At 54.0% G+C, this 23,850-nt stretch carries 23 protein-coding genes; 5 read left to right on the top strand and 18 right to left on the bottom strand.

The window, feature by feature from the left end; genetic code table 11:
* Positions 1 to 51 precede the first annotated feature (51 nt).
* The 7 genes from PSTEL_RS11980 to PSTEL_RS11950 all read right to left on the bottom strand — a co-directional run bounded on the left by PSTEL_RS11980 (position 52) and on the right by PSTEL_RS11950 (position 7,679).
* Positions 52 to 1,566 carry a copper amine oxidase N-terminal domain-containing protein gene (locus tag PSTEL_RS11980; protein WP_038695586.1) on the bottom strand — a complete coding sequence of 505 codons (1,515 nt, stop codon included), beginning with the start codon at positions 1,564 to 1,566 and terminating at the stop codon, positions 52 to 54.
* Positions 1,567 to 1,718: 152 nt separating this feature from the next.
* Positions 1,719 to 2,369, bottom strand: coding sequence for a TraX family protein (locus tag PSTEL_RS11975; RefSeq protein WP_038695584.1), 651 nt, complete (start codon positions 2,367 to 2,369; stop codon positions 1,719 to 1,721).
* A gap of 206 nt (positions 2,370 to 2,575) precedes the next feature.
* Positions 2,576 to 3,565 (bottom strand): aldose 1-epimerase, encoded by a 990-nt coding sequence (locus PSTEL_RS11970; RefSeq protein WP_038695582.1) that lies wholly within the window; start codon positions 3,563 to 3,565, stop codon positions 2,576 to 2,578.
* 117 nt (positions 3,566 to 3,682) lie between these two features.
* Complete coding sequence (locus PSTEL_RS11965) at positions 3,683 to 4,405, bottom strand: MgtC/SapB family protein (RefSeq protein WP_038695580.1); 723 nt, start codon at positions 4,403 to 4,405, stop codon at positions 3,683 to 3,685.
* Between the two features lie 432 nt (positions 4,406 to 4,837).
* Positions 4,838 to 5,632 (bottom strand): ABC transporter ATP-binding protein, encoded by a 795-nt coding sequence (locus PSTEL_RS11960; RefSeq protein WP_038700740.1) that lies wholly within the window; start codon positions 5,630 to 5,632, stop codon positions 4,838 to 4,840.
* Entirely contained in the window at positions 5,616 to 6,545 is a 930-nt protein-coding gene (locus PSTEL_RS11955; RefSeq protein WP_038695578.1) for an ABC transporter permease, read from the bottom strand. The genes PSTEL_RS11960 and PSTEL_RS11955 overlap by 17 nt, the downstream gene beginning before the upstream one ends.
* 66 nt (positions 6,546 to 6,611) lie before the next feature.
* Positions 6,612 to 7,679: an ABC transporter substrate-binding protein gene (locus PSTEL_RS11950; RefSeq protein WP_038695576.1), complete on the bottom strand. Its 1,068-nt coding sequence runs from the start codon at positions 7,677 to 7,679 to the stop codon at positions 6,612 to 6,614.
* A 265-nt stretch (positions 7,680 to 7,944) separates the two neighbouring features.
* On the opposite strand from PSTEL_RS11950, the gene PSTEL_RS11945 reads away from it, so the two are divergent.
* The 4 genes from PSTEL_RS11945 to PSTEL_RS11930 all read left to right on the top strand — a co-directional run bounded on the left by PSTEL_RS11945 (position 7,945) and on the right by PSTEL_RS11930 (position 11,235).
* A complete protein-coding gene (locus PSTEL_RS11945; RefSeq protein WP_038695575.1) occupies positions 7,945 to 8,976 on the top strand; it encodes a C40 family peptidase in 1,032 nt (343 codons plus the stop codon).
* Positions 8,977 to 9,053: 77 nt separating this feature from the next.
* Positions 9,054 to 9,434, top strand: a complete 381-nt coding sequence (locus tag PSTEL_RS11940; protein WP_038695573.1) for a hypothetical protein — start codon at positions 9,054 to 9,056, stop codon at positions 9,432 to 9,434.
* A 58-nt stretch (positions 9,435 to 9,492) separates the two neighbouring features.
* Positions 9,493 to 9,987 (top strand): cation:proton antiporter regulatory subunit, encoded by a 495-nt coding sequence (locus tag PSTEL_RS11935; protein WP_038695571.1) that lies wholly within the window; start codon positions 9,493 to 9,495, stop codon positions 9,985 to 9,987.
* Positions 9,988 to 9,990: 3 nt separating this feature from the next.
* The gene (locus tag PSTEL_RS11930; protein WP_038695569.1) at positions 9,991 to 11,235 is read left to right on the top strand and encodes a cation:proton antiporter; all 1,245 of its coding nucleotides are present in this window, start codon (positions 9,991 to 9,993) and stop codon (positions 11,233 to 11,235) included.
* Between the two features lie 266 nt (positions 11,236 to 11,501).
* On the opposite strand, the gene PSTEL_RS28150 is transcribed toward PSTEL_RS11930, so the two are convergent.
* From PSTEL_RS28150 to PSTEL_RS11905, 6 genes are all read right to left on the bottom strand, one after another.
* Entirely contained in the window at positions 11,502 to 11,669 is a 168-nt protein-coding gene (locus PSTEL_RS28150) for a hypothetical protein (protein WP_218917583.1), read from the bottom strand.
* Positions 11,670 to 11,674: 5 nt separating this feature from the next.
* On the bottom strand, positions 11,675 to 12,853 hold the full coding sequence (gene ltrA, locus PSTEL_RS11925; protein ID WP_218917582.1) for a group II intron reverse transcriptase/maturase: 1,179 nt from the start codon (positions 12,851 to 12,853) through the stop codon (positions 11,675 to 11,677).
* Positions 12,854 to 13,360: 507 nt separating this feature from the next.
* Positions 13,361 to 13,648, bottom strand: a complete 288-nt coding sequence (locus PSTEL_RS11920; RefSeq protein ID WP_038695567.1) for a stage VI sporulation protein F — start codon at positions 13,646 to 13,648, stop codon at positions 13,361 to 13,363.
* 63 nt (positions 13,649 to 13,711) lie between these two features.
* Positions 13,712 to 15,763 carry an ATP-dependent DNA helicase RecG gene (gene recG / locus PSTEL_RS11915; protein WP_038695565.1) on the bottom strand — a complete coding sequence of 684 codons (2,052 nt, stop codon included), beginning with the start codon at positions 15,761 to 15,763 and terminating at the stop codon, positions 13,712 to 13,714.
* Positions 15,764 to 15,784: 21 nt separating this feature from the next.
* Complete coding sequence (locus PSTEL_RS11910; protein ID WP_038695562.1) at positions 15,785 to 16,645, bottom strand: DegV family protein; 861 nt, start codon at positions 16,643 to 16,645, stop codon at positions 15,785 to 15,787.
* A 33-nt stretch (positions 16,646 to 16,678) separates the two neighbouring features.
* Positions 16,679 to 18,460, bottom strand: a complete 1,782-nt coding sequence (locus PSTEL_RS11905) for a DAK2 domain-containing protein (protein ID WP_038695560.1) — start codon at positions 18,458 to 18,460, stop codon at positions 16,679 to 16,681.
* A 191-nt stretch (positions 18,461 to 18,651) separates the two neighbouring features.
* On the opposite strand from PSTEL_RS11905, the gene rpmB reads away from it, so the two are divergent.
* Complete coding sequence (gene rpmB, locus PSTEL_RS11900) at positions 18,652 to 18,840, top strand: 50S ribosomal protein L28 (protein WP_038695558.1); 189 nt, start codon at positions 18,652 to 18,654, stop codon at positions 18,838 to 18,840.
* A 195-nt stretch (positions 18,841 to 19,035) separates the two neighbouring features.
* Here the strand turns inward: rpmB and spoVM are convergent, their stop codons facing one another.
* The 5 genes from spoVM to PSTEL_RS11875 form a co-directional block, all read right to left on the bottom strand.
* Positions 19,036 to 19,116, bottom strand: coding sequence for a stage V sporulation protein SpoVM (spoVM, locus tag PSTEL_RS11895; protein ID WP_019424875.1), 81 nt, complete (start codon positions 19,114 to 19,116; stop codon positions 19,036 to 19,038).
* Between the two features lie 137 nt (positions 19,117 to 19,253).
* Positions 19,254 to 19,913 (bottom strand): ribulose-phosphate 3-epimerase, encoded by a 660-nt coding sequence (gene rpe / locus PSTEL_RS11890; protein ID WP_038695555.1) that lies wholly within the window; start codon positions 19,911 to 19,913, stop codon positions 19,254 to 19,256.
* Positions 19,914 to 19,918: 5 nt separating this feature from the next.
* Positions 19,919 to 20,824 carry a ribosome small subunit-dependent GTPase A gene (rsgA, locus tag PSTEL_RS11885; RefSeq protein WP_038695553.1) on the bottom strand — a complete coding sequence of 302 codons (906 nt, stop codon included), beginning with the start codon at positions 20,822 to 20,824 and terminating at the stop codon, positions 19,919 to 19,921.
* A gap of 54 nt (positions 20,825 to 20,878) precedes the next feature.
* Positions 20,879 to 23,077: a Stk1 family PASTA domain-containing Ser/Thr kinase gene (pknB, locus tag PSTEL_RS11880; RefSeq protein ID WP_038695551.1), complete on the bottom strand. Its 2,199-nt coding sequence runs from the start codon at positions 23,075 to 23,077 to the stop codon at positions 20,879 to 20,881.
* Positions 23,074 to 23,850 (bottom strand): Stp1/IreP family PP2C-type Ser/Thr phosphatase, encoded by a 777-nt coding sequence (locus PSTEL_RS11875; RefSeq protein WP_038695549.1) that lies wholly within the window; start codon positions 23,848 to 23,850, stop codon positions 23,074 to 23,076. The genes pknB and PSTEL_RS11875 overlap by 4 nt, the downstream gene beginning before the upstream one ends.

Below are 23,850 nucleotides of genomic sequence, written 5' to 3'. Positions count from 1 at the left end.
CAGCTGCTAATGCTGAGAGTGGCAGAGCTTCTACCTGAACATCATTGAATTCTAGTCACGCGAAATGGTGATGGTTCCATCTTCATTGACCGTTACTTTGGCATGAAGCGCCTCCGCCACGGCTCTCAGCGGCACCATTCCACGGCCGTATTCGTCAATATAGACCGCCTGCGGCAGCTTAATGACCTTTCCATCCACGATGGCCTGATTGGACCCGATCTTCAGCGTGACAGCAGTCCCATATACATCGTCCGTAATGGTAATCTTCCGCGAGCTATCATCCCATTCCAGGTTGGCGTCAAAGTAGTTGGCAAGAAAGCGCGCCGATACCATCGCCGTATTCCCCTTATTCTCCACCAAGTAGCTATCGTACTCAGGGTCGATATCGAATGATCTGCGGGTAATTCCCAGATCCTCTTTCAGCAGATGGTACAATGCGGAATCAGGGTTGAGATTCTTGAGAATCGTACCTGCTGACAAGGACAGTTCGGAAGCATTCAATCCTCCCGTAGTATCAATTACATCGGCCTTCACCGGTCCGTTGATATTCCAGACCTGCGCCTCCGACTGGAAGGAGATGGAGGTGATCGGAATCGAATCGTCCTGAGGGAGGGCGACATTCAGGCTCATCTGTTCCTTGCGAACATGAAGCGAGCTGTCCACGAACAAATCGACCTTGAGATTGGTATCCTTGCCCAGAACGGTCTTGATCTCCGGCGCGTTATCGTACAGCTCCTGCAGCTTAGTGTCATACATCAGCAGAGCGGTATCGATCGCCAGCTTCGCCGCATCATGCGCTACAGTAACGACCTGCTCCTTGTCGTCAAGCGGAACGTCGCCAAATCCATATGCATCCAGAAGATCTGCTGTGTCTTCCGACTTCAGGACCGGAAGCAGATAATCATACAGACCTCCTAGGAATTGCTTGAAGCCTTCGGAATCCTGCGATACGGATTTCAGGAAAGACTTCAGAAGTCCGGGAAGCTCCTCGCCTGTAACTTCGGCATGCAGCTTCATCAGATTAAGCTGTTCTCCATACACGGTGTCGGTAACTGCGGAAGCGCTGATGGCCGACGGGTTAGGCAGGTTATTGACCACAAAAGCAGTCAGCAGCTTGTTCAGGCTCTCCGCTTTCTCAAGATCCACTCCGGACTCGGACAGAACGCTGTTATAGTCCTCCAGCGGATAATAGAAAGGCTTCTTCGCTCCCTCTACATTAAGGGCAAGCAGACTTTTGTTTATGTACAGACTGAATGGAATGGTCTTCCCTTTCAGAGCCAATGCTCCGCTTGCGGACAGGTCGCCATTCTCTTGCAGTTTCAGACTGTTCACCTGAACCGAAAAGGAATTGATAAGATCGACAATCTTGCGGTCTTCGTCGCTGATTCCTGCTGCGGGTACCGCCTTCATGGAGAACGTTACGCTCTCCTCCGCAGACTTCACATCGAGATTACCGAGCAGAGCCTTGTTCACATCCAGCCCGCCGACAGTTTGACAGCCGGCCAGCACCAGCAGCAGCGCGAGGACGGGGAGCAGCCATTTGATTCTCTTGTTCCTCAATTTCATTGAATCCCTCTTCTCTCCTGATTTTGGCATTCCAATTTATTATCTCAGGAAAGGGATAATCTGTAAACGAATTCACTCATTTTCATTAAAGTAATGTTAACGTTCATGAGCAGCATCTTAGGCATATCCCCAAGCTAGAGCGCCAGCAGACCTCACCAGTCCAGCAGCGGCACATATCCGTAATATATATATCGGATCAGCGCCAGGACAGCCAGATGCGCAGGATAGAACGACCACCAGATCGGGCGGGGTATTTTCCGCTTCTCCAGGTACTTCCACACATTCGGCCCGAACGCGATCATCAGGGTTGGCACAACGCTGAGCATTTGCACTGTCCAGCCATAGTAGAACAAGTAGATCACATTGAGAAGCGCATGAAGCAGCACCAGCCAATAGGACTTGGCGTAGCGGAAGATCAGGACAAGCAGCAGTCCGTATGCATTGTAATCGAGAGGCAGCCGGTCCATGATCCACAGCGCGGGCAGCACGGCGATGACGCCAATCCAGGGCGTCCGCAGACGGTCCAGCATGATCAGAACAAGCTCGGAGAGCAGCAGCGTAAAGACGACATTCAGTCCTCCCGCATGCAGCGCAAGATTGAAGGGCAGCTGCGCCAGAAGGGCGATGACGAGCAGGCGGAGGCAGTAACGGCGGTGTGACGAGGTGTGAAGATGACCTTGAACCAGAGTATAACAGTAAATGGGAAAAGCGATCCGTCCAATATATCTCCACCCCATGTCCTGGGGGAAAAAGATATAGCCGATGTGGTCGATCAGCATGGTGAGCATGGCGATCAGCTGCATGCTTGTCCTCCCTTATCTTGATGTGAACGGAAGACGCCCAGGCAGGCGACCTCCGGTTTGTATCATTATCTCCACTTCATCCGGTCAAAGCAAGTCAGCATGAAATTAATGCGCGCAATCAAGCTTTCCAAAAAGCATAAACAAAATGCCCGTCTCCTCAAAAGGATACGGGCGTATGCAATACATGAGCTATAGCTTAGGGTTGCTTATTTTACATACAGACGGGCACGCTCTTCCCAATATTCGCCCGGCTGAAGGCCGAACAGGCCGATTTCGTCAGCCGGCAGATTGACGTTCGGAGCATTAACAAGATTCAACTGGGGCTCAGGGCAGAAGAACTTGCCGGACGCTTTGTGGTTCCAAATCATCCACTGCTTGTACGAGGTGCCAACGTCGTACACAAGCGTAACGCCCAGCTTCGTGTCGGTCAGCTCCATCAGGTTCCGTCCATTCTGTGGAACAGCCGTATAATGATTATCGAGCGGCTCGAAGTAAGGGTTGACGCCTTCTCCCTTCAACTGCTCTTCCTGCCCGGACAGAGGCTGAAAGCTTCCGGTAGGAAGCATGCGTTCGCCCAGCTCCCAGCGGCTGCCGATCGTTGCCTTCACCTTGTAATCCTCAGGTGAGCTTCCTTCGGCAAAAGGCGCATTGATCGCCGTGTGGAACGCGAGCAGACACGGCATTTCCGTACTGCCGTCATTGCGGATCAGAATTTGCTGGGCAAGTCCGTCCTCCGACAGGTTGTACCGCAGCTTCACCGTATATTGATGCGGCAAATACTGATAGGACGGATGATTCTCGTCGATCTTGACGGAGACCACCACGTAGCTGTCATTCTTGCCGGTTCCGTAATCCTCAACTTCCCAGGGAATGGTATGCAGGAACCCGTGCAGACGATTGCCGGTTTTTACCTCGTTCACCGGCAGCTGATAGACTTGTCCCTTCCACGGGAACTTCCCGTCTTCGTAACGGTTCGGCGGAAAAAGCACCGGAATACCGAATACGCCGGGACTCTGCTTGAAGACTTCGATTCCGTCCGCGCCCGGTTCCCGAAGAAAGCGATAGCCGTTCTCGGTATCGCGGAAAGCGACCAGATTCCCTCCGACTCCGGGAATAATTGCCGCTTCATAACGGCCGGCCTTCAGCCAGACCGCGGACTCCCCTTCATATTCTCCTGCATAAGCCTTAACTTCCATGCAGATGATCTCTCCTCTCTATTATTGTAACTGTTTTCACCAGAATTAGATTACCATACAATCATGGTCTGATGTAACTTGTTTTTACAACTTTATGAGATTGAGATGATCTTGTTATTACAACTGCTCGACTTCGACGTTGGAAATGTAGTCTATGCCTTTAAGATCATAGTAGATTTTGGTTGCCAGATCCCTGTCCGCTGCCGATAGCACCATGTCGATCATCTGCCGCCCGTCGTCCAGATCCTTGATCTTCATCCGCCGGATAATCCGCTCGGTTGATTTCTCCTTGGATCTGTCCTTGGATCGCCCTTTCCGGTTCTCGATTTTTTGGATAACTTCAGTTATGGCGCCGTTGGGCACCATAATAATCTTGACCGAGACGTCGTGCTTGTTCAGCTTCTGCGGACCGATGGCGCGAATCAGGTAGGGAACGGCGTTAACTGCGAACATCAGCAGAACGACCGCCATTCCCGCTTCCACGTAGAATCCCGCCCCAACGGCGATACCGATTCCGGATGCCGTCCAGATCAGCGCCGCGGAAGTGAGTCCCGAGATCGCGTCGCCCCCTCTGCGCAAAATGACACCGGCTCCCAGAAAGCCGATGCCGCTGACGATCTGCGCCGCGAGTCGCATCGGGTCCATATTGGGGTGATCAGGACCGGAGAATTTGTCAAAGGCCCGGATGGATACGATGGTGACAAGACAGCTGGCGATACTGATAACCATACTGGTCCGAATTCCCAGCGGCTTCTGCTTCAACTGCCGGTCAATTCCGATGAACAGTCCGAACAGCAGGGCTATCAGCAATTTAATCATGGATTCGATATGCATACCCATCGCCGATTCTCCTTTCTGTTAAAATGTAGAACTATTATAGCATGTTAAGTCCAAGGAGATGTTAAGTCCCAGGAGACCCGGACATATTTCAAGGCGTCGAAGTACGCTGAACCTCGGAAGGCAGCACCTTATCAATATTTGGGCCGTTCTCAATATTTTCTCTAGAATTTAAGAAAGCTCCACACAGTGGGGCAAGGATGATGTCTGCTTTCATTTTATCGCGATTCAGTTCATCTTAGAACCGGCCGAAACCGGCCTGAAGCATAAATATGCGACCAACAGCACAGAAGAGGAGATTTCAGCCCGGCCCACTCCCTAACGCCTTATGCTTATGGAAAGTGTACCTCTGCACAAAAAAACGGAGCATCGCCTACAGCAGGCGGTGCTCCGGTTCTTCTGTTCTTCCGTATGGTCCAGTGAGGTCCGGATCAGCTAGCCGAGAACAACCCGGTCGTCGGCCATCTTGTGGCCGCTGATCGTCTCGAACTCGCCAAGCAGGCGCTCGACAGTGAGATCCTTCTTGCGCTGCTCGTCAATATCGAGAATGATCCGTCCCTTGTCCATCATAATAAGACGGTTGCCAAGCCGAATCGCTTGCTCCATGTTGTGGGTGACCATTAGCGTTGTCAGCTTCATCTCCCGGACGATGGACTCGGTCAGCTTCGTAATCAGCTCTGCACGAGCCGGGTCAAGGGCAGCCGTATGCTCGTCGAGTAGGAGAATTTGCGGCTTCGTGAAGGTGGCCATCAACAGGCTGAGCGCCTGGCGTTCACCGCCGGACAGCAAGCCCACCTTCGCGCGCAGCCGGTTCTCCAGCCCGATTCCGAGGCGGGCCAGCTCCTCGCGGAACTGCTTCCGCTTGGCGGCGTTCACGCCGAGCGACAATCCTCTCCCCTTGCCGCGCTTGTATGCCATCGCAAGGTTCTCTTCAATCGTCATGTGCGGCGAGGTTCCGGCCATAGGGTCCTGGAAGACCCGGCCGATCCAGCGGCTCCGCTCATGCTCGGCCAGTCCGCTGATCGGGCTTCCCTCGATCTGCACTTCGCCGAGATCCGGCTTCATGACGCCGGAGATAATATTCATCAGCGTCGATTTACCGGCGCCGTTGCTGCCGATAATCGTCACGAAATCGCCGGCGTTCAGTTGGAGATCGATGCCGAGCAGAGCGATCTTCTCGTCCGGGGTGCCTGGATTGAACAGCTTGGATACTTTATCGAGCTTTAGCATCCGCAGCACCTCCTTTCTGACTCTTCATCACCTGCTGAGCCAGAGCGGCGGTCCGCTTGCGGGCGCTGTTTCTCTGCTTGTAATGCCGCCGGATCGAAGGAAATACGAGGGCGACGATAACGATAAGCGCCGTAATCAGCTTCAGATCGGAAGCGTCCAGCCAATCGACGCGCAGCGCAAGCGCTACGACAATCCGGTACACAATGGAGCCGAGCACGGCAGCCAGCGTCGCCCGGAAGACGCTGCCGGAGCCGAAGATCGCTTCGCCGATAATGACAGAAGCGAGACCGATGACGATCATCCCGATGCCCATTGAAGCGTCGGCGAAGGATGAATACTGGGCGATCAGCGCACCGGACAGAGCGACAAGCCCGTTCGACAAGCTGATGCCGAGAATAGTGGTGTTATCGGTGTTGACGCCGAAGCTGCGGATCATCCGGGAATTGTCGCCGGTCGCCCGAAGCGCAAGCCCAAGGTCCGTCCGCAGGAACAGGTCCATCAGAACCTTCACAATAATTACAATTACAGGCATGACATAGAGCGGTCTGACCAAGGAGGTCAACGTATCCTCGCCCATTACAGATACATTCGGCTTGCCCAATATCCGCAGGTTAATGGAATACAGCGCGATCATCATCAGAATCCCGGACAACAGCCCGTTAATCTTGCCTTTGGTATGCAGCAGGCCCGTACACAATCCTGCGATCATGCCGCCTGCCAGCGCGGCCAGCGTCGCCAGCCACGGAGAATATCCGTGAACAATCATCACAGCGGCGATGGCGCCGCCTGTCGTGAAGCTTCCGTCCACGGTCAAATCCGGAAAGTCCAGAATCCGGAATGTAATATAGACGCCCAGCGCCATGAACGCGTAGAGCAGCCCCAGTTCGACCGCTCCAAGCAATGAATCAACCATGTCTAACTTCCTCCCTCAAACGGCAAGGGGCGCCTCTCACAGGATCGCCCCTCTTCACAGCTTCTGTTATTGAATAATGTCGTTGGCCTGATCAGTTACCGCGGCCTTCATGGCGTCCGTTACTTCGACGCCCTGCGCGGCTGCGGCTTTCAGATTCAGGATGACGTCGAGCTTCTGCTGAACCGTAACCGGCAGATCGCCGATCTTCTTGCCGTTCTTCAGCACATCGACAGCCATCTGGCCGACCTGGTAGCCGTGGTCATAATATTTGAAGCCCACTGTAGCGACAGCTCCCTTCTCAACCGTGTCGCGATCGCTTGAGAAGAACGGCAGCTTGTTCTCGTTCGCTACCTGAATAATGGAATCGACGCCGCTCACTACCGAGTTGTCGAGCGTGATGTACAGCGCATCGGCGCGTCCGACCAGCGACTGCGCGGCCTGCTTCACTTCGGAGGTATTCGTAATCGGCGCCTTGACCAGCTCGATTCCGTGCTTGTCCAGTGCTGCCTTTGCCTTGTCCGCCATAACAACGGCGTTCGGCTCGCCTTCATTGATGATAAGTCCCAGCTTCTTCACATTCGGGAATTGTGTCGCGATAAAATCCATCAAGCGCGTGATGGCTTCCGGATTTGTATCGGAGGCGCCGGATACATTGCCGCCCGGATGTTCAAGATTTGTCACAACCTTGGCATCCAGCGGATCGGTTACCGCCGCGAAGAGAATCGGCGTATCGTTCTTGATTGCCTGAACCAGCGCCTGCGCCGGAGGGGTTGCAATACCGATGACCAGATCATTCTTCTCGGACGCGATCTTCTGGGCGATGGACAGGTTATTCGCCTGATCCGCCTGTGCGTTCTCAAAATCGATCTTCAGGTTCTTGCCTTCTTCGATACCGGCATCTTTAAGTGCAGCTATGATTCCGTCATAGGTGGCATCCAGAGACGGATGCTCCACATACTGCGAGACCGCAATCTTGTAAGTTTTGGTATCCGGGGCAGCGGTGCCCGCCGCTCCGACGGTACCGGCTGGTGCGGAGGAAGCTCCCGCTCCCGAATTGTTATTATTACTGCCGCAGCCAGCGGCCACAAGCATTAGACACAGACTGATCCCCAGCCAAATTCTCTTTTTCTTCATCAGTTACCCTCTTCTCGTCATAGTATCAGCGCGGACGCCGGAAGATGCGCCGCAGCTTTGTCGCTTTTATAGACAAAAGCAATAAAGCGGGTGTGCAGAATTGCTCTCCTACTTGCGATCTATGAAACTATATTAAATGTTCGTTAACTCTTACGTCAATCCGAAATCGTGACGAAATGTCATCCATTTCCTAACCATTGTTCACATAAAAGGAGGCGCCGCCTCGCATACTGAAGCTATATTTTTCAGAAATGGAGCGTGTGTCATGATTCCCATCCATTCCCGCAGACTGATGCTGGGCGCTTTATCCGCGATTCTGTTGACCGCATCGGGCTGCAGTGACGGAAAGAACGTCCAAACCCGCGCCGTGGCGCCGAAGTCCACACTCAAGACCAAGACCTATATCGAGAGTCTTCCCGTCTACGACTCATCCGGAAAAACCTGGCTTCCTCTGGAGCCCGCGGCCAACTCTCTCGGCTACCGCGTTGTGGAAGAACCGGGCGGAGGCGGCTATGTCAAAATCGGCTACAGTGATGTGCTCTATAAAGTGCGGTCAGGTTCGCCACACGCCTACTCCTGGGGTGAACCCTGTGTGCTGCCGGATGCTCCCGATTTGAAGAACGGCAAAATCTACATGACAGCCGCTGCGTTGTCCAAGCTGTTTCACTCCCGCGTCAGCGTGACGCCGAGTACAGGAGAAGTCTTTATCTCCACGCCGAAAGATCAGGAGAACACCAATCGTTCCGTACCGGAGAGCGGCACCGGTTCAGGACAAGCCGGAACATCGGGCGGAACAGGGCTCATCGAGTCAAATGGTGCAGATAGAGATGCCGGTGCGGCAAGGGACAATCGGAGCGTCCAGCTCAAATCCGACGGCAGCATGATGCGCATCCAAAACCTGTCTCTATCAGATGCCGCAAGCCTCGTCTCCTATGCCAAACAATTTCTCGGCGTTCCCTATGAGTTCGGTGCGGCTCCATATGAGGAATCCAAAACCTTTGACTGCTCGTCCTTCACGCGCCATGTATTTAAGAAATTCGGCAAAGATCTTCCGCGTCTTGCCAAGGACCAGGACAATCTCGGAACGAAGGTAACCCGCCAGCAGCTTCAACCCGGCGACCTTATTTTCTTCACCGTTCCCGGACGCTTTGAAAAAGATACGATTCCCGGACATGTCGGCATTTATATCGGAGACGGAAAATTCATTCATACCTGGGGAAATCCCGGTGTGCAAATCAGTGAGCTGGATTCCGGATACTGGAACGGCGTCATACTTGGTATGCGGAGAATATTTTAATAATGATGTGAACAATTTGGCTTACCCTTGCCTCTGTGTTATGATTTTAATACTACATCAGGGAAGGGGGAGCCGTTATGAATCCATATCTTGTTATCGGCAGGCGAGGAAGGCCGTTTCTGCTGCTCATTGCTCTTTTTATTGCGTTGGCATTTCCCGCCGGTCCCCTGATGAACGCTCATCCCCCTGGAGTCCCCGATACCGGCAAAAAAGGAATCGAAAGCCTGGATCGCCATCTGATCGCGCCTTCGCTTAGAGCCAATCCCTTGCAGCAGCACCCTTCGTTTCTTCCGCGAGTCTTCGCCGCTTCCTTCGATTATGCGCGGGAGGAGTCCTTCGGACTCCCCCTTATATTCGCGCGTCATGCCCGAGAGTTCCATATTCGGCTTAAACGACTGCTGCTTACTCCGCTCAAATTCAACTCCAGATTTGTGGCTTTCTTACCGTCTGTCCGCTAAATGCGTTAAAGGATGCAAGAAAATATAACCACAACAAGTTACTGGAGGCTTGAACTAGATGAACTATAAAGAATCGGATCTTCCCGGCATCGGGAAAAAATTTGTGCTGCAGACCCGCAGCGGCGACAAGGTTGTCGTCATCGTGCACGATGACGGACGCCGGGAGCTGTATCACTTTGAGTATGAGGACCCGGATCACAGCATTTCCATGGTCACGCTGGATGATGATGAGGCCCGCTTTCTGTCAGCGATCGTTGGAGGCGTCACCTACAAGCCAAGAGCGCTGGAATCCATTGAAGTGGCTTTGGACGATCTAGTGATCGAATGGTACCGTCTGGAGCCGGGCCACCGCTGTGTCGGCCGTACGATCGGAGAATTGGATATCCGCGCCCGGTCAGGCGCTACGGTCATTGCCGTAATTGACAAGAACCATAACAAGCATATCAATCCTGGACCCGAGCTCATCCTGCAGGCGGATTCCATGGTCGTCGCAGCCGGAGAACGGGAACAGCACAGGCAGTTCAAAGAAATTTTGCGGAACGGATGTGGTTAATGGATGAATCACATCGTATTTGAAGTTGGATTGGCTGTCGCATTGATCGCTCTGTCCGGACTTATTGCCGCCAAACTCCGTTTTTCCGTCATCCCTTTCTATATTTTGATCGGCATGGCCGTTGGACCGCATGCATTCAAGCTCTGGCATCTGGACTTTCGCTTTATTGAAAGCGCCGAACTCATTGAGTTCATGGGCCGGATCGGCGTGCTGTTCCTGCTCTTCTACCTCGGTCTGGAATTCTCGGTCGGCCGCCTGCTCAAAGCAGGCAAATCGATCGCGGTCGGGGGAACCATCTACATTCTGATCAATTTCTCGCTGGGGCTGCTCCTCGGCCTTTGTTTGGGTTTTCCGGTCAAGGAAATGCTGGTGATCGCCGGAATAACCACGATTTCATCCAGCGCTATTGTGGCTAAAGTACTCGTCGACCTCAAACGGACCGCCAACCCCGAGACGGAAATGATTCTAGGGATCATCATGTTCGAGGACGTCTTCCTCGCCGTCTATATCTCGATTCTATCCGGTCTCGTGCTAAGCGATTCCTCTTCGATAGGCGGCGTTCTGATGTCGGCGGGAATCGCGCTCGTCTATATGTTAGGCCTGTTGATTGTAGGCCGTAAATTAGTTCCGTTACTGAACCGGGTACTGAATATCCGTTCAGGCGAACTGTTCACCATTGTCATCTTTGCCGCGCTCTTCCTGGTAGCCGGATTCTCCGAGACGATCCATGTCGCCGAAGCCATCGGCGCTCTGCTGATCGGACTCGTGCTGGCCGAGACGGAGCATGCCAAGCGCATTGAGAAGCTGATCATTCCATTCCGGGATTTCTTCGGAGCTATCTTCTTCTTCAGCTTCGGTCTGTCCATCGACCCGCTGACGCTCGGCGGAGAGGCGATGTGGTACGCGCTTGCAGCCGTCATTGTTACATTGATCGGCAACTTTATCGCCGGCATGCTGGCTGGGCGTACGGCAGATCTGAATCCCCGTGCATCCTCTAACATCGGGCTCACCATCGTCTCCCGGGGAGAATTCTCCATTATCATGGCCAATCTGGGCAAAGCGGGCGGTCTGCTCGCCATTCTCCAGCCTTTCGCCGCCATGTATGTGCTGATTCTCGCGATTCTCGGACCGCTGCTGACGAAGGAATCGAAGGTGATTTATCTCGCGCTTAACCGGTTGTTCAAATTCGAAAGCCGGCATAAGAAACGGCTGCAACGGAAAAGGACCACCGTCACAGAGGAATCCTGAGCACTGCATCGTTGCGTTCGGGTTTCGCTAAATCACACGGAAGTTCGTACACTTGATTAACAATCCCCGGTGCGCTGACAGCCTGGACACAGCTTATGAATAGGCTAACAAGCGAGGTCTATATATACTCCGGCATATTCAATCGGATAGGAGGCTACCCATTAATTGAGTAGCCGACCTTCCACACCACCGTACGTACCGTTCGGTATACGGCGGTTCAACCGTTTGAGTGCAATTGACGCAAGCGCTCGTACTGGGCAGGGAAGTCATAATACCCTGCCTGTACGAGCCTTTCGTTTGTTACAGAGCGATTCAATACTGCGCTTCTGGCTATTCGCCAGTAGCCCCGCCTTGTATTTCCCCATTGGTAAGCCTGCCACTCCGGTATCCCCAGCTTTCGCAGATTTTGTACCTTCGTTCTTGGCTTCTTCCATTGCTTCTAGATGTACATGCGCATCCGCCTTCGCAGCCATTCATTCCAGTTTTGCAGGATTCGCTTCATGTCGGCTACGTAGAAGTGACCCAGCCAGCCGCGAATGTAGACTTTTACGTTCTCCATTACCTCTCTTGCACTCCTGCCTTGTCTTCGATTCGTGAGCTCTTTCAGTTTCCTCTTTGCTTTAGCGAGAGATTGCGGATGGGTGCGAATGTACACACCGTTCCCGTTCTTTCCCAGCGCATAGCCGAGGAATTTAAAGTGTTTCTGCGCCACGACGCTGACGACCTTACTCTTCTGCGGGTTCATTTGAAGTTTTAGCTTCTGCTCCAAGTACGTCCGGCTGGATTCCAGCAGTCGCATGGCTGCTCGTTTGCTCTTCGCCAGCACGACAATGTCGTCCGCATAGCGGATGACCCTCACGCCTCGGCTCTCCATCTCCTGATCGAATTCGTTCAGATAGACATTTGACAAAAGCGGAGACAGCGGCCCGCCTTGCGGCGATCCTTCCTCCGTTGCGCGTCGTACCCCGTTTTCCATGACTCCGCTTTTCAGGTACTTTTTGATCAGGTCGATGACGCGTTTATCCTCGATCTGTTTGCGCAGCAAGTTCAAAAGAAGCTCATGGTTCAACGTGTCAAAGTATTTCGACAGATCGATTTCAACCGCTTGTCCATAGCCCTGCTCGGCGTACGTTTTGACTTTCCGAATGGCCTGTTGCGCACTTCGACCCCGGCGGTAGCCATAGCTTCCATCCGAGAAAAGTGGCTCGAATAACGGTTGCAGTTGCTGGGAGATCGCTTGCTGGATCACCCGATCTACGACGGTCGGGATGCCGAGCTTTCTCACTCCGCTTCCATCTGGTTTGGGGATTTCCTTGCGCCGCACCGGGCTTGGTTTGTATTTCCCTTCCCGGATGCTTTGCAGCAGTTCATCTCTGTTTTCCCGCAGCCACGGAAGCGCCGCCTCTACGGTCATCCCATCGATCCCGGGCGCTCCGTGATTACTTTTGACCTGTTTGTACGCCCGGTTCAGATTATCTCTGTCCAGGATGCGTTCCATCAGATCGTTTGCACCGTCTCTTTCTTTACCTTCCCGAGCTCCGGCACTCCGCACTCCCGCATACTCTTCGTGTTCCACACTATCCCTTTGAGGGCAGCCCTTTCGGTATTCTGCTTTCATCGCACCGGTTCTCCTTCCAGTCTGTACTCGAGACTTACGATTGTTCAGCCCTTCCGCTTGCCGCTGACGCAACAGGCGTACTATGGCGTCTGCTGACCTCTCACAACAAGCTTTACTCCGTGTTTCGGATTTTTTTTCTCCTACTCCCCGTCTGTGAGATCTCCCCGGGTAAGAGCGATAACTTTCCCCTCATCTATCTGCCACATTTACATCATGGGATTCGGGCAGTATTGGACTTTGCTTTGTGTGGCAAGCTCGTCCGTCCCATCATGCCTTATATGTGATTTCTGTTCGTCAGACCGAGGGTTTGCCTCCAGCTTCCTTCAGATTCCGCCTCGCGGCGGACACCCTTGCCTTCAGCTAACAGTTCCTACTGCCAAGCCCGTAGCGGACTTTCACCGCCGAGTTATCGCCCATGCCGGGCGCACCACAAGATAAAAGCGTTCCGGCAAATGCCGGAACGCTTTTATCGTTCATGAGAAGTACTTGGCGATCCTTCCCCACCGGTTAACGGAACATTCCCCATAGGCGAAGCAGGTGAAACGTATTGTTCGGATCGATCCGCTGATCGATGACGAACCGGACAATGGCATCCTCCTGACCCGGAGTCAGCCGTTCTCCCAAAATGCCACAGGCGTTTCGGACCAGTCTGCGAACGGTGCCGGGGTCCTGAAGATGCTGCTTGTTCACCCCGTTGATCAAGTTTTTAACCCGCTCCTTGGTTGACGGATTTTTCATTTTCGTCTTGATCCGATCCACCAGCTGCGGGCTGATTCCATACTGAACATATCCCAAACGGTAGCACCTCCCCTCATATCCATCTTTCCCAGTATATGAGGGCCGGGCCGCCGTTTGACTTCAATCGATCAGATCGCCCTGAAAAATTTGCTCTTTCTGCAAATACCCGCGCAGCGGCGCATATTCGGCCGAGGTCCAGAAGGAGCCGTCCCTGAGAAGCGCTGCCGCATCGTCGCGCGCCTGCTCCAGAACGGCAAAATCCGCCGTCAGATCGGCCAGCCTGAACTCCGGCAGACCGCTCTGCTTCGTGCCGAAGAAATCGCCCGGCCCCCGAAGCTCCAGGTCCCGCCGGGACACCTCGAATCCGTCGTTGGTCTCGGTCATGGCGGTCATCCGCTCACGTCCCTGCTCCGACTTCGGATCTGCCACCAGCACACAGTAGGAGGCATGCTCACCGCGGCCCACCCGGCCCCGGAGCTGATGAAGCTGGGACAGGCCGAACCGGTCGGCGTCCACGATGATCATCAGGGTGGCGTTGGGCACATCGACACCGACTTCGACGACGGTGGTGGACACAAGTACCTGCACCTCATTGCTGTAAAAAGCCCGCATTACCTCGTCCTTCTCGGCCGGCGTCATTCGGCCGTGCAGAAGACCTACACGGTAGCCTGGAAAGGCTCCGCTAAGCTGAATATGGAGATCAATCGCGTTCTGGACGTCGAGCTTGTCCGACTCTTCGATCAACGGACATATGACATAGGCTTGTCTCCCCTGATCGACTTCGCGGCTGATGAAATTGAACACGCGCTCCATCTTGTCCGGCTTGACCCAATAAGTTGAAATGGGAATCCGCCCCTTAGGCCGCTCGGACAAGGTCGAGACATCCATATCCCCGAAGACGGTAATCGCCAGCGTCCGGGGAATCGGCGTTGCGGTCATCGTCAGCACATCGGGATTGTAACCCTTCCGGCGGAGGATGCTTCGCTGGTTCACGCCGAAGCGATGCTGCTCGTCGGTCACAACCATGCCCAGTTCCCGAAAGAACACATCCTCCTGGATCAGCGCATGTGTTCCGACGATGACGTCCACAAGTCCCATCTGAAGTGAAGCCAGCAGATCCTTCCGTTTGCGGCCGGTAATGCTGCCCGTCAGAAGAGCGACGGAAATGCCGAACGGCTCGAACATGGCTTGCAGCGAACGGCTGTGCTGCTCGGCCAGAATCTCTGTCGGCACCATCAACGCACCCTGGAAACCGGAACGAACCGAAGCGAACAGCGCAATTGCCGCGAGCGCCGTTTTACCCGAACCGACATCGCCTTGAAGCAACCGGTTCATGCAATAGGATGAGCGCATATCATGCAGAATTTCCAGCTCCGCCTGTTTCTGCGCATTCGTCAGTTCAAAAGGAAGGCTGCGCACGAACTGCCGGACTGTCGCGTTATCCACCGTATGCACTACACCGTCCATCCGTCCACGGTTCAAAGTCCGGAAGGCTTGCACCTTCAGCTGGAACAGGAACAGCTCCTCGTAGACCATCCGGCGCCGCCCCTGCTGCCCTTCGCGCGAGTCCTCCGGCTGATGAATCGTGGCGATCGCTCGTTTGCGCGGCATCAGCTCATGCTTCTGAATGATGAACTGGGGTAAAATTTCCGGTACAAGATCACCATACTGCAGCAGCGCCTGGGCAATCGTCTTGCGAAGCCAGCCCTGCGTGATCTTCCCGCCAACGGAGTATACCGGCTGCAGCGTTCCCGTCTTGCCCTCGCCCCGGTCCGGGAACTCGTAATCGGTAACCGTGATCTGCGAACGCTTCTGATCCCATTTGCCGCTGATGACCACATGCCGCCCGGGCGTCAGCTGTTCCCGCACATAATGCCGGTTGAACCAGGTCGCAGTGAACATCCACGGCTCCGCCATCATTTTGCAGCTGACCCGTGACTTCCCTCCGAACCGCTGCAGAACCGGAACCCCCATCACTTTGGCCTCAACGGTAACTTTGTCCCCATGCTTCACTTCACTGAGCGATTTTGGACGATAGTCCTCATAACGGAACGGAAAGTACTCCAGCAGATCCTGTACGGTATAGATATTAAAGGCGTGAAGCTCAAGTTTCTTTTGAGCGCTCACGCCGCCGATTTGATTAACCTCTATGCGATCCAGTGAAATAGTCATATGATTCATCATCCCTTAATCTCAAGCCGGCCATATAAAAACGGCAAGCGTGCCGTTTCCGACATGACTCCCCACAACAGGCCCTACATTGGTCAACACTCGTTCCCTCAGCGTAAAATGCTGCGAGAGCTCCTGCAGGAACTCTTCAGCGGAAGAAGGCTCGGCTGTATGCCCGACAGCGACATTGATGACACTGACGCCGGGAAGGTCGGCTTTGAACAGCTCGATCATCCGTGCCACCGCCTTCTTGCGGCCGCGGACTTTCTCTACGGCATAAATAATCCCTTCCTGATCAATGGACAGGATTGGTTTAATGTTAAGCAAGGTGCCGAGAATTGCCGAGGCTTTGCCGATCCGCCCGCCTTTTTGCAAATATTCCAGCGTGTCCACTAGAAAATAGAGCTTCCGCGACTGCCGCAGCGCTTCAACCGACTCCAGAATTTCTTCGGGAGATTTACCTTCAGCGGATAGACGCGCAGCATGAACGACCAGCAGACCGAAGCCGTAAGAAGCGGAGAGCGAGTCATACACGGTAATCCGCTCTCCCTCTTCTTCAAGCATCGATTTGGCCAGAAGGGCGGATTGATACGTGCCGCTCAGGCCAGAGGAAATATGAAAGGACAGAATCTTGCTGTCCGGGTACTGTTCCATAATCCGGCGGTACGCATTCATGTATTCGACCGGCGAAGGCTGCGACGTGGTCGGCAGCTGGGAAGAACGGGGAAGGCGCTCATAGAACTGCTCCGGTGTCATGTCAATACCGTCACGGAAAGATTCTCCTCCGAACATGAGCGTAAGCGGCACTACCTCAATGCCAAGCTCGCTGGCCATCGAAGGCGGAATGTCAGAAGTGCTGTCGGTAACGATAACGGTTCGATTCATGGTTAACCTCCCCTGCGGAATACGTGTCTCCGTTTAGGCTTCTACGGAGAACAGATAGTAATAGATCGGCTGGCCGCCTTCATGAACCTCGACCTCAGCTTCCGGATAGTTGTCCGAAAGCCAGCCCGTCAGCGCCTCCGTAGAGGCAAAGTCTGCGTCCTGACCGGTCAGGATCGTTACGATCTCGTCGCCATTCTCCAGCATATTAGACAGCAGCGCCTGGCTGGCGCCCAGCATATCCTCTGCTGCAGCCACAATCTTGGAATTGGAAATACCGATATATTGACCGGATTTAATGTCCATCTCTTCAAACTTCGTATCCCTCACCGCATAGGTAACCTGTCCGGATTTCACATGGGACAAGGCTTCCAGCATACCTGAGGTATTGCTGTCCACTGTCTCATCCTCCTGGAAGGAGAACGCCGCGGCAATGCCCTGAGGAATGCTCTTGCTTGGAATAACGGTGATTTCGCGTTCGCCTTCCAGCAGTTCCTTAGCCTGCTGGGCGGCAAGCACGATATTCGAATTGTTCGGCAGAATGTATACATGCTTCGCCGATATCGAAGAGATCGCGTTCACGAAATCCTCCGTGCTGGGGTTCATCGTCTGGCCGCCGGCCAACACGACATCGACCCCAAGGCTCTTGAAGATTTCCGAGATGCCATCTCCCGAGGATACCGCAATGAAGCCATACGGAGCAAGGTCATCCGCAGGCGGAACGGCGGGTGCCGGCGCCGGGCTCTTCTCTTCCGGAATGTCTGCGAACACCTCCGGGCTCGGCGCAATGTCCATGCCAGCTGTCAGCAGATCCCGATGCTGCTCCCGCATGTTCAGGATATGAATTTGGGTAATTTCGCCGTACAAGAGCGCCAGATTCAGCACTTCTCCAGGTGTCTTGGAATGAACGTGAACCTTGATGGTCTCGTCATCGGAGATAACGATAATGGAATCGCCGTTCACCGACAACGCTTTCCGAAATTCGTCTTCGTCGAAACGTGAAGTTGGTCCGGCACCGAGCAGACGGTTAATGAAGAATTCCATGTCATAGAGAAATTCAATGTCTTCCGTCGATAACTGGGACTGCGCTGAGGCCTGCACATGCAGATGATTCGCTTCCGGCTTAACCAGTACGACAGCCGGTGCAGGCGCCGCTGTATCGGCAGCTGCTGCTTGTCCTACAGCCGGTGCAGCAGCTATTCCGCTTGTCAAATATTCAAAAAAGCCTTCATATATATAGACCAGACCCTGTCCGCCCGAATCCACAACGCCGACCTGTTTAAGCACCGGCAGCAGATCCGGAGTCGATGCCAGAGCTTCTTTCGCCTTGGCAAGCGTCTCAGTCATGACTTCCGTAACATCCGTAGTTCTTCTTGCCAAATACACGGCATGCCGGGCAGCTTCCTTGGCCACGGTCAGGATGGTTCCCTCCACTGGCTTGACTACCGCTTTGTAGGCTGTGTCGACTCCTGTCTGCAGCGCGGCTGCAAACTGCTGAGAGTTCAGTTCCTCATATTGGGCGGCATAGCGGCCGAACCCCCGAAACAGCTGGGACAGAATAACTCCCGAATTACCGCGGGCGCCCATCAAAAGCCCCTTGGACAGAACGCCGGCACACTGGCCGATCGACGCAGAGTTGTTGCTGCGAAGCTCTCTCGCTCCCGCCGTCATGGTCAGATTCATATTGGTACCCGTATCCCCGTCCGGAACCGGAAAAACATTCAGGGAATTGACGTGCTCCGCATGCTGCTGCAGTTTGTCCGCGCCGGCCAGCACCATCGCGGTAAAATCCATTCCGTTAATCGAACGCTTGGTCAATGAGAATTCCCCTTCCTAACCTTCTTGCCTTGCATCATTAACCCAAATAGGACATAATGCACTAATCTATATTGTACTATAACGGCTGAGAGAAATAAATGTTTTTGGGTCTGTTGACGAAGCATTTTTCATTGTGATATTATAGTCAGGTATTGTTTTATTGCAGGTGAAAGCAATAAGGAGGTGTAATGATGTCCCGTAAATGTGCTGTAACTGGCAAGAAACCGAGCAGCGGTAACCACGTATCCCATGCCAACAACCGCAACCGTCGCTCCTGGGGAGTTAACGTTCAGAAGGTTCGCGTTCTGGTGAATGGCAAACCGAAGCGTGTATACGTAAGCACCCGTGCCCTGAAATCCGGTAAAGTTGAGCGCGTATAATTCGCTGCTTACCGCTTCCATTATGAATTTCAACTAGCAGAAACGCCTGTCGGCGTCTTATTAGACGCCCGAGCGTTTCTCGTCAAATATAAGATTCTTTATAAGCTAGCGCCTATAGTCTCTTATATTTCAAAAAGCACCCTTTACATTTCGTAAGGTGCTTTTTTTCATGTTCCCCTATTGTATTGCCTTCCGTCAGTTTTTCTGAAAAGTATTCAAGATCGCCTTCACAAATCCACCCAAAAATTTTGGCAGCTTGAATGTATAAAATTTCATATTTCACCCTCCGATCAGTGCTGCAGCCTTTTCTCTCCACGCAAAAAAGGCTACATGAGATTCCTGCTCATGTAACCATATCTATGCGGCTGCAACTTGGCCTATACCTTATGAGAGGCGCCCAAAATTTGCCGCGGTCAGCGGTTCTCCGCCGCCGCGCGTATCGCAGATATCGCCGCTGCCCGGTCCTTGCGGCCGAATACGGCATTGCCGGCAACCAGCACGTCGGCGCCTGCCTCTGCAACGAGCGGGGCCGTAGACTCGGAGATTCCCCCGTCAACCTCAATGCGAAGATCATGGCCGATTGCATTCGCCCAATTACGGATCTCCCGGATTTTATTCATCGTCCCCGGAATAAAGGCTTGTCCGCCAAAGCCCGGATTGACCGTCATCACAAGCACCAGATCAACATCACCCAAAATTTCCTTAATCGCAGAAGCAGGGGTTGCCGGATTGATTGCCACACCTGCCAATATCCCATGTTCCTTGATCTGATGAATCACCCGGTGCAGATGCACGCACGCTTCGGCGTGAACCGTGATGACCCCCGCGCCGGCTGCGACAAAATCGGAGATGTAGAGCTCCGGCTTCTCGATCATGAGATGAACGTCAAGCGGAAGGGTCGTATGAGCCTTGACCGCCTTGACGATCGGCGGTCCGAGCGTAATGTTGGGCACAAAATGGCCATCCATTACATCGACATGAATCCAGTCCGCACCGGAGGCCTGTGCTTCGGCCACTTCAGCGCCCAGAGCGGCAAAATCCGCCGACAACAGAGATGGAGCAATCTTGATCATCTTAGTTAGTACCTCCGCTTCTTGTCTTTCATTTCATTGAAGAACAGCTTGTAATGCTGGTAGCGGCTGTCTGCGATCTCCCCGTTCTCCACGGCTTCGACAACCCGGCAGCCGGGTTCATGGGTATGAGTGCAGCCGCGGAATTTGCATTCCTCGGAGTAAGAGATGAATTCCCGGAAGCAGGAGGAAAGCTCCTCCACGCCCAGCTCCAGGAAATCCAGCTGGCTGAAGCCCGGCGTATCGGCTACATATCCCCCGCCGCCGATATCCATAAGCTCTACATGGCGCGTCGTATGCCGCCCGCGGCCAAGCCGCAGGCTGATTTCGCTCGTCTCCAGCGTAAGCCCCGGAACAATCCGGTTAAGCATCGAGGATTTGCCGACGCCCGACTGGCCGGCGAACACGCTGACCCTGCCTTCAAGCTTCCTCCGCAGCTCCTCGCTGCCATCACCTGTACGCGAGCTGGTCACAAGCACTTCGTAACCGATCTCTTCGTACAGTCGCTTCACAAGTGCCGTTCCTTCCTCTTCGTCTTCTGCAAGATCCCGTTTGGTCAGCACGATCAAGGTCTCCAGACCGGCATGCTCGATGTGGACCAGAAATTTATCGAGCAGCTGGAGATTCAGATCCGGCTCGCGGATTGAGAACAGCAGTACGGCTAGCTGAACATTTGCCACCGGAGGACGGATCAGCTCCGATTCTCTTGGGCCGATCTCGTCAACCGTCCCTTCGCCGTTCTCGGTCAGCGAATACACAACCCGATCTCCAACAAGCGGTGATTGGCCCCTTTTCTTGAATATCCCGCGGGCCCGGCATTGAACAGGCTCATCTACGGAGGCAATTTCTCCCTCTCGGAGCGGACTCACGTAGTAATAACCGCTTAAAGCTTTGACGATTATGCCTTCAGGCATGGTTTAAGCCTTCCTCTCCTCGATTTGGCGGGAACCAACCGAATAGCATTGAAGCTACTGCTTCTTATCATTGCCCTTGCCTTTATCATGTCCCTTTCCGGAGTTGCCCACTGTAGCGCTCGCTGTCTCCGCACCGGCCCCACCTGCATCATCGCCAGCCGGCTGTTCGCTTGCAGGAGCAGTCATAGCCGGATCGGCGGACGGTTCAACGCTGACAGGCGTTTCGGTCGGTGTCTGAGTCGGTGAAGGAGAAGGTGAAGGGTTGACCGGTGAAGGTTCCGGAACCACTACCGTTCCATTCTTGGCGTCATTGTACGGGATGGTATAAGTATCGTAATATTCACCGTTTCTGTATACAGTAACCGCACCATCCTTGTTCGGAGCGAGCACTAAATTCACCGATAGCACCTGTGTCCGGCTGATCGTGCGCGTGCCCCAGTCCTGGTTCTCACCATTATTGCGGGCATCCGCATACTGGATCGTGATCTTCGTCTTCTTACCTTCCTCACCCGGAGATACCGGAAGATTGAACGTATATTCAAGCGCTTCAGGCGGATATCCATTGCTCAGGTAAATGGTGATCTTCTCACCGGGCGGCGCGCTGGTGCCTTTTTCATATGGCCACTGCTTCGTTACCTTGCCCTTCTCAACCGTGAAGCTGGATTCTGTCTTAACCTCACCTAGTTCAAGTCCCGCTTCTTCCAGCTTGATTTTGGCTTCATCCTGAGTCAAGCCGCTCAAGTCCGGCGTTGTCACACTCTCCTGCCCCTTGCTGACAACAATCGAGATGTTAGCGGTATCCGGGTCGTACTGGCTGTTCGACACCGGATTCTGACGGATGACCTGCCCTGCCGGCGTATCCGAGCTGAATTCGCTGTCCTGGGTAATCCGGCTCGGGTCGACCCCCTGATCCGTCAAGATCTTGACGGCCTCATCGAAAGTGTGTCCCTTCAAATCCGGCATAGAGGATAAAGGTTTCGCGATGCTTACCTTGAGCGCAATGCTGCTGCCCTTCTTGACCGTCATATCCGGTTCCTTGCTCTGCTCGAACACAACACCTTCGGCAAAGTTCGGATTGTACTCGCTGGTAACCGGCTCCTCAAGCGTCAGCCCGACCTCGGTCAGCTTGGCTTTGGCATCAGCAAGTTGCAGGTTGACCAGCTTGGGCACCTTCACATCGGGAACAACGAGCTTGGCATTCACATACCATACAACTCCGGTCATCGCCAGCAGCAGAATAAGCGTCAGTCCGATCCACAGTGCCGGCCTACCCCATACTTTTTTACTCCTGACCTGCATATTTGCTTCTTTGACCATCCGGTCTTCATCGCGGCCCTTCGAACCGCCGCTCCGCTGAACCGGCTTGATTGCCGGCATCACCCGTGTACGGTCCTCGTCATCATCCACAAAAGCCAGCTTGGGCTCGCTCCGCCGCTCCGGGAGCAGGCAGGTCTCCAGGTCATCGAGCATTTCCTTGGCTGACTGGTACCGCTCCTCGGGATTTTTCCGCATCGATTTCAAAATGATGTTCTCCACACTTTGTGGAATCATCGGGTTCAGCTTGCGAGGCTCCTCGAACTCCTCCTGGAGATGCTTCAGCGCCACGCTGATGGGACTCTCGCCGAGAAAAGGCAGGCTCCCGGTCAGCATCTGATAAATGACGATGCCAAGCGAATAGAGATCCGACTTCTCTCCGGTAGCCACGCCCTTGGCATGCTCGGGAGAAAAGTAATGAACCGATCCAACGACCGATCCCGTCTGGGTAATCGTCGTCGAGGTCACGGCACGGGCAATCCCGAAATCCGTCACCTTAACCCGGCCGTTGCGGCCGATCAAAATATTATGCGGCTTAATATCCCGGTGGATAATCTGGTTCTGATGGGCGTGGTCCAGCGCATCGCAGATCTGGGTCGCAATCCGCACGGCTTCGTCGACCTGCAGCGGAGCTCTATCCTTGATAATTTCATTCAGATTCTTGCCTTCCACATACTCCATAACAATATAATGAATTTCATCTTCCTGCCCTACATCATAAATACTGACCACATTGGGATGTGAGAGGGAAGCGGCGGATTGGGCCTCGCGCCGAAACCGGCGAATAAATTCTTCATCATGTACAAATTGATTGCGTAGTACTTTAATTGCGACATTCCGGTTTAGCAGAATATCATGCGCTCTGTAGACCAGAGCCATCCCGCCTCCACCGATTCGCTCGATGACTTGGTAACGGCCTCCCAACTCGTGACCGATCATCTATCCCACTCCTTTGATTCGGGCACAGCGGCCTCCTCTTGATGTTCCAACATGGCGACGCTGATATTATCGCCGCCGCCGGCAAGCAGTGCCAGCTGTAGTAATCGGTCCGCCCGTTCTTCTAGCGAAATCTCCTGCAGCCCGGCAACCTTCCCCAGATGCTCGGCGCTGACAAAATTGCTCAAGCCGTCACTGCACAAGAGCAGCACTTCTCCCGGTCCCAGCTCAATGGGAAGCAGATCGACCTGGATCTCCCGGTCCGTGCCAAGCGCGCGGATCAGCACATTGCGGCGCGGGTGGGTGCCCAGCTCCTCCTGGCTGATCTGGCCGTTCTTGAACAGTTCATTGACCAGCGTATGATCCTCGGTAAGCTGCGCCGCCTTGCCATCCTTGATTATGTAGGCCCTGCTGTCGCCGATATGGCCGATACATCCCGACTGTTCACCCATCAGAACGGATACGACAGTCGTTCCCATGTTATGATAGCGTTCGTCGCTGCCCGCTTGTTCAAAGACTGTATCATTCGCCTTGATAACCGCATTCAGGAGCGCATCTTTGAGCTCGTCGCCAGTGAGACCCGGCGCCAATTCCTCCAGTTCCCCGCGTATCGTCTCCAGCGCAAGCCGGCTGGCGGTATCACCCGCCAGATGGCCTCCCATGCCGTCGGCGATGATGGCCAGCGTATACCCGTGTCGGGTTAAGCCGGTCCACACCGAATCTTCATTGACGGAGCGCACCCGTCCGATATCGCTGACATGAACCGTATTGATCAA

The organism is Paenibacillus stellifer, assembly GCF_000758685.1.
GTDB classification, from domain to species: domain Bacteria; phylum Bacillota; class Bacilli; order Paenibacillales; family Paenibacillaceae; genus Paenibacillus_AQ; species Paenibacillus_AQ stellifer.
This window is presented reverse-complemented; position numbering and strand designations above follow the sequence as displayed.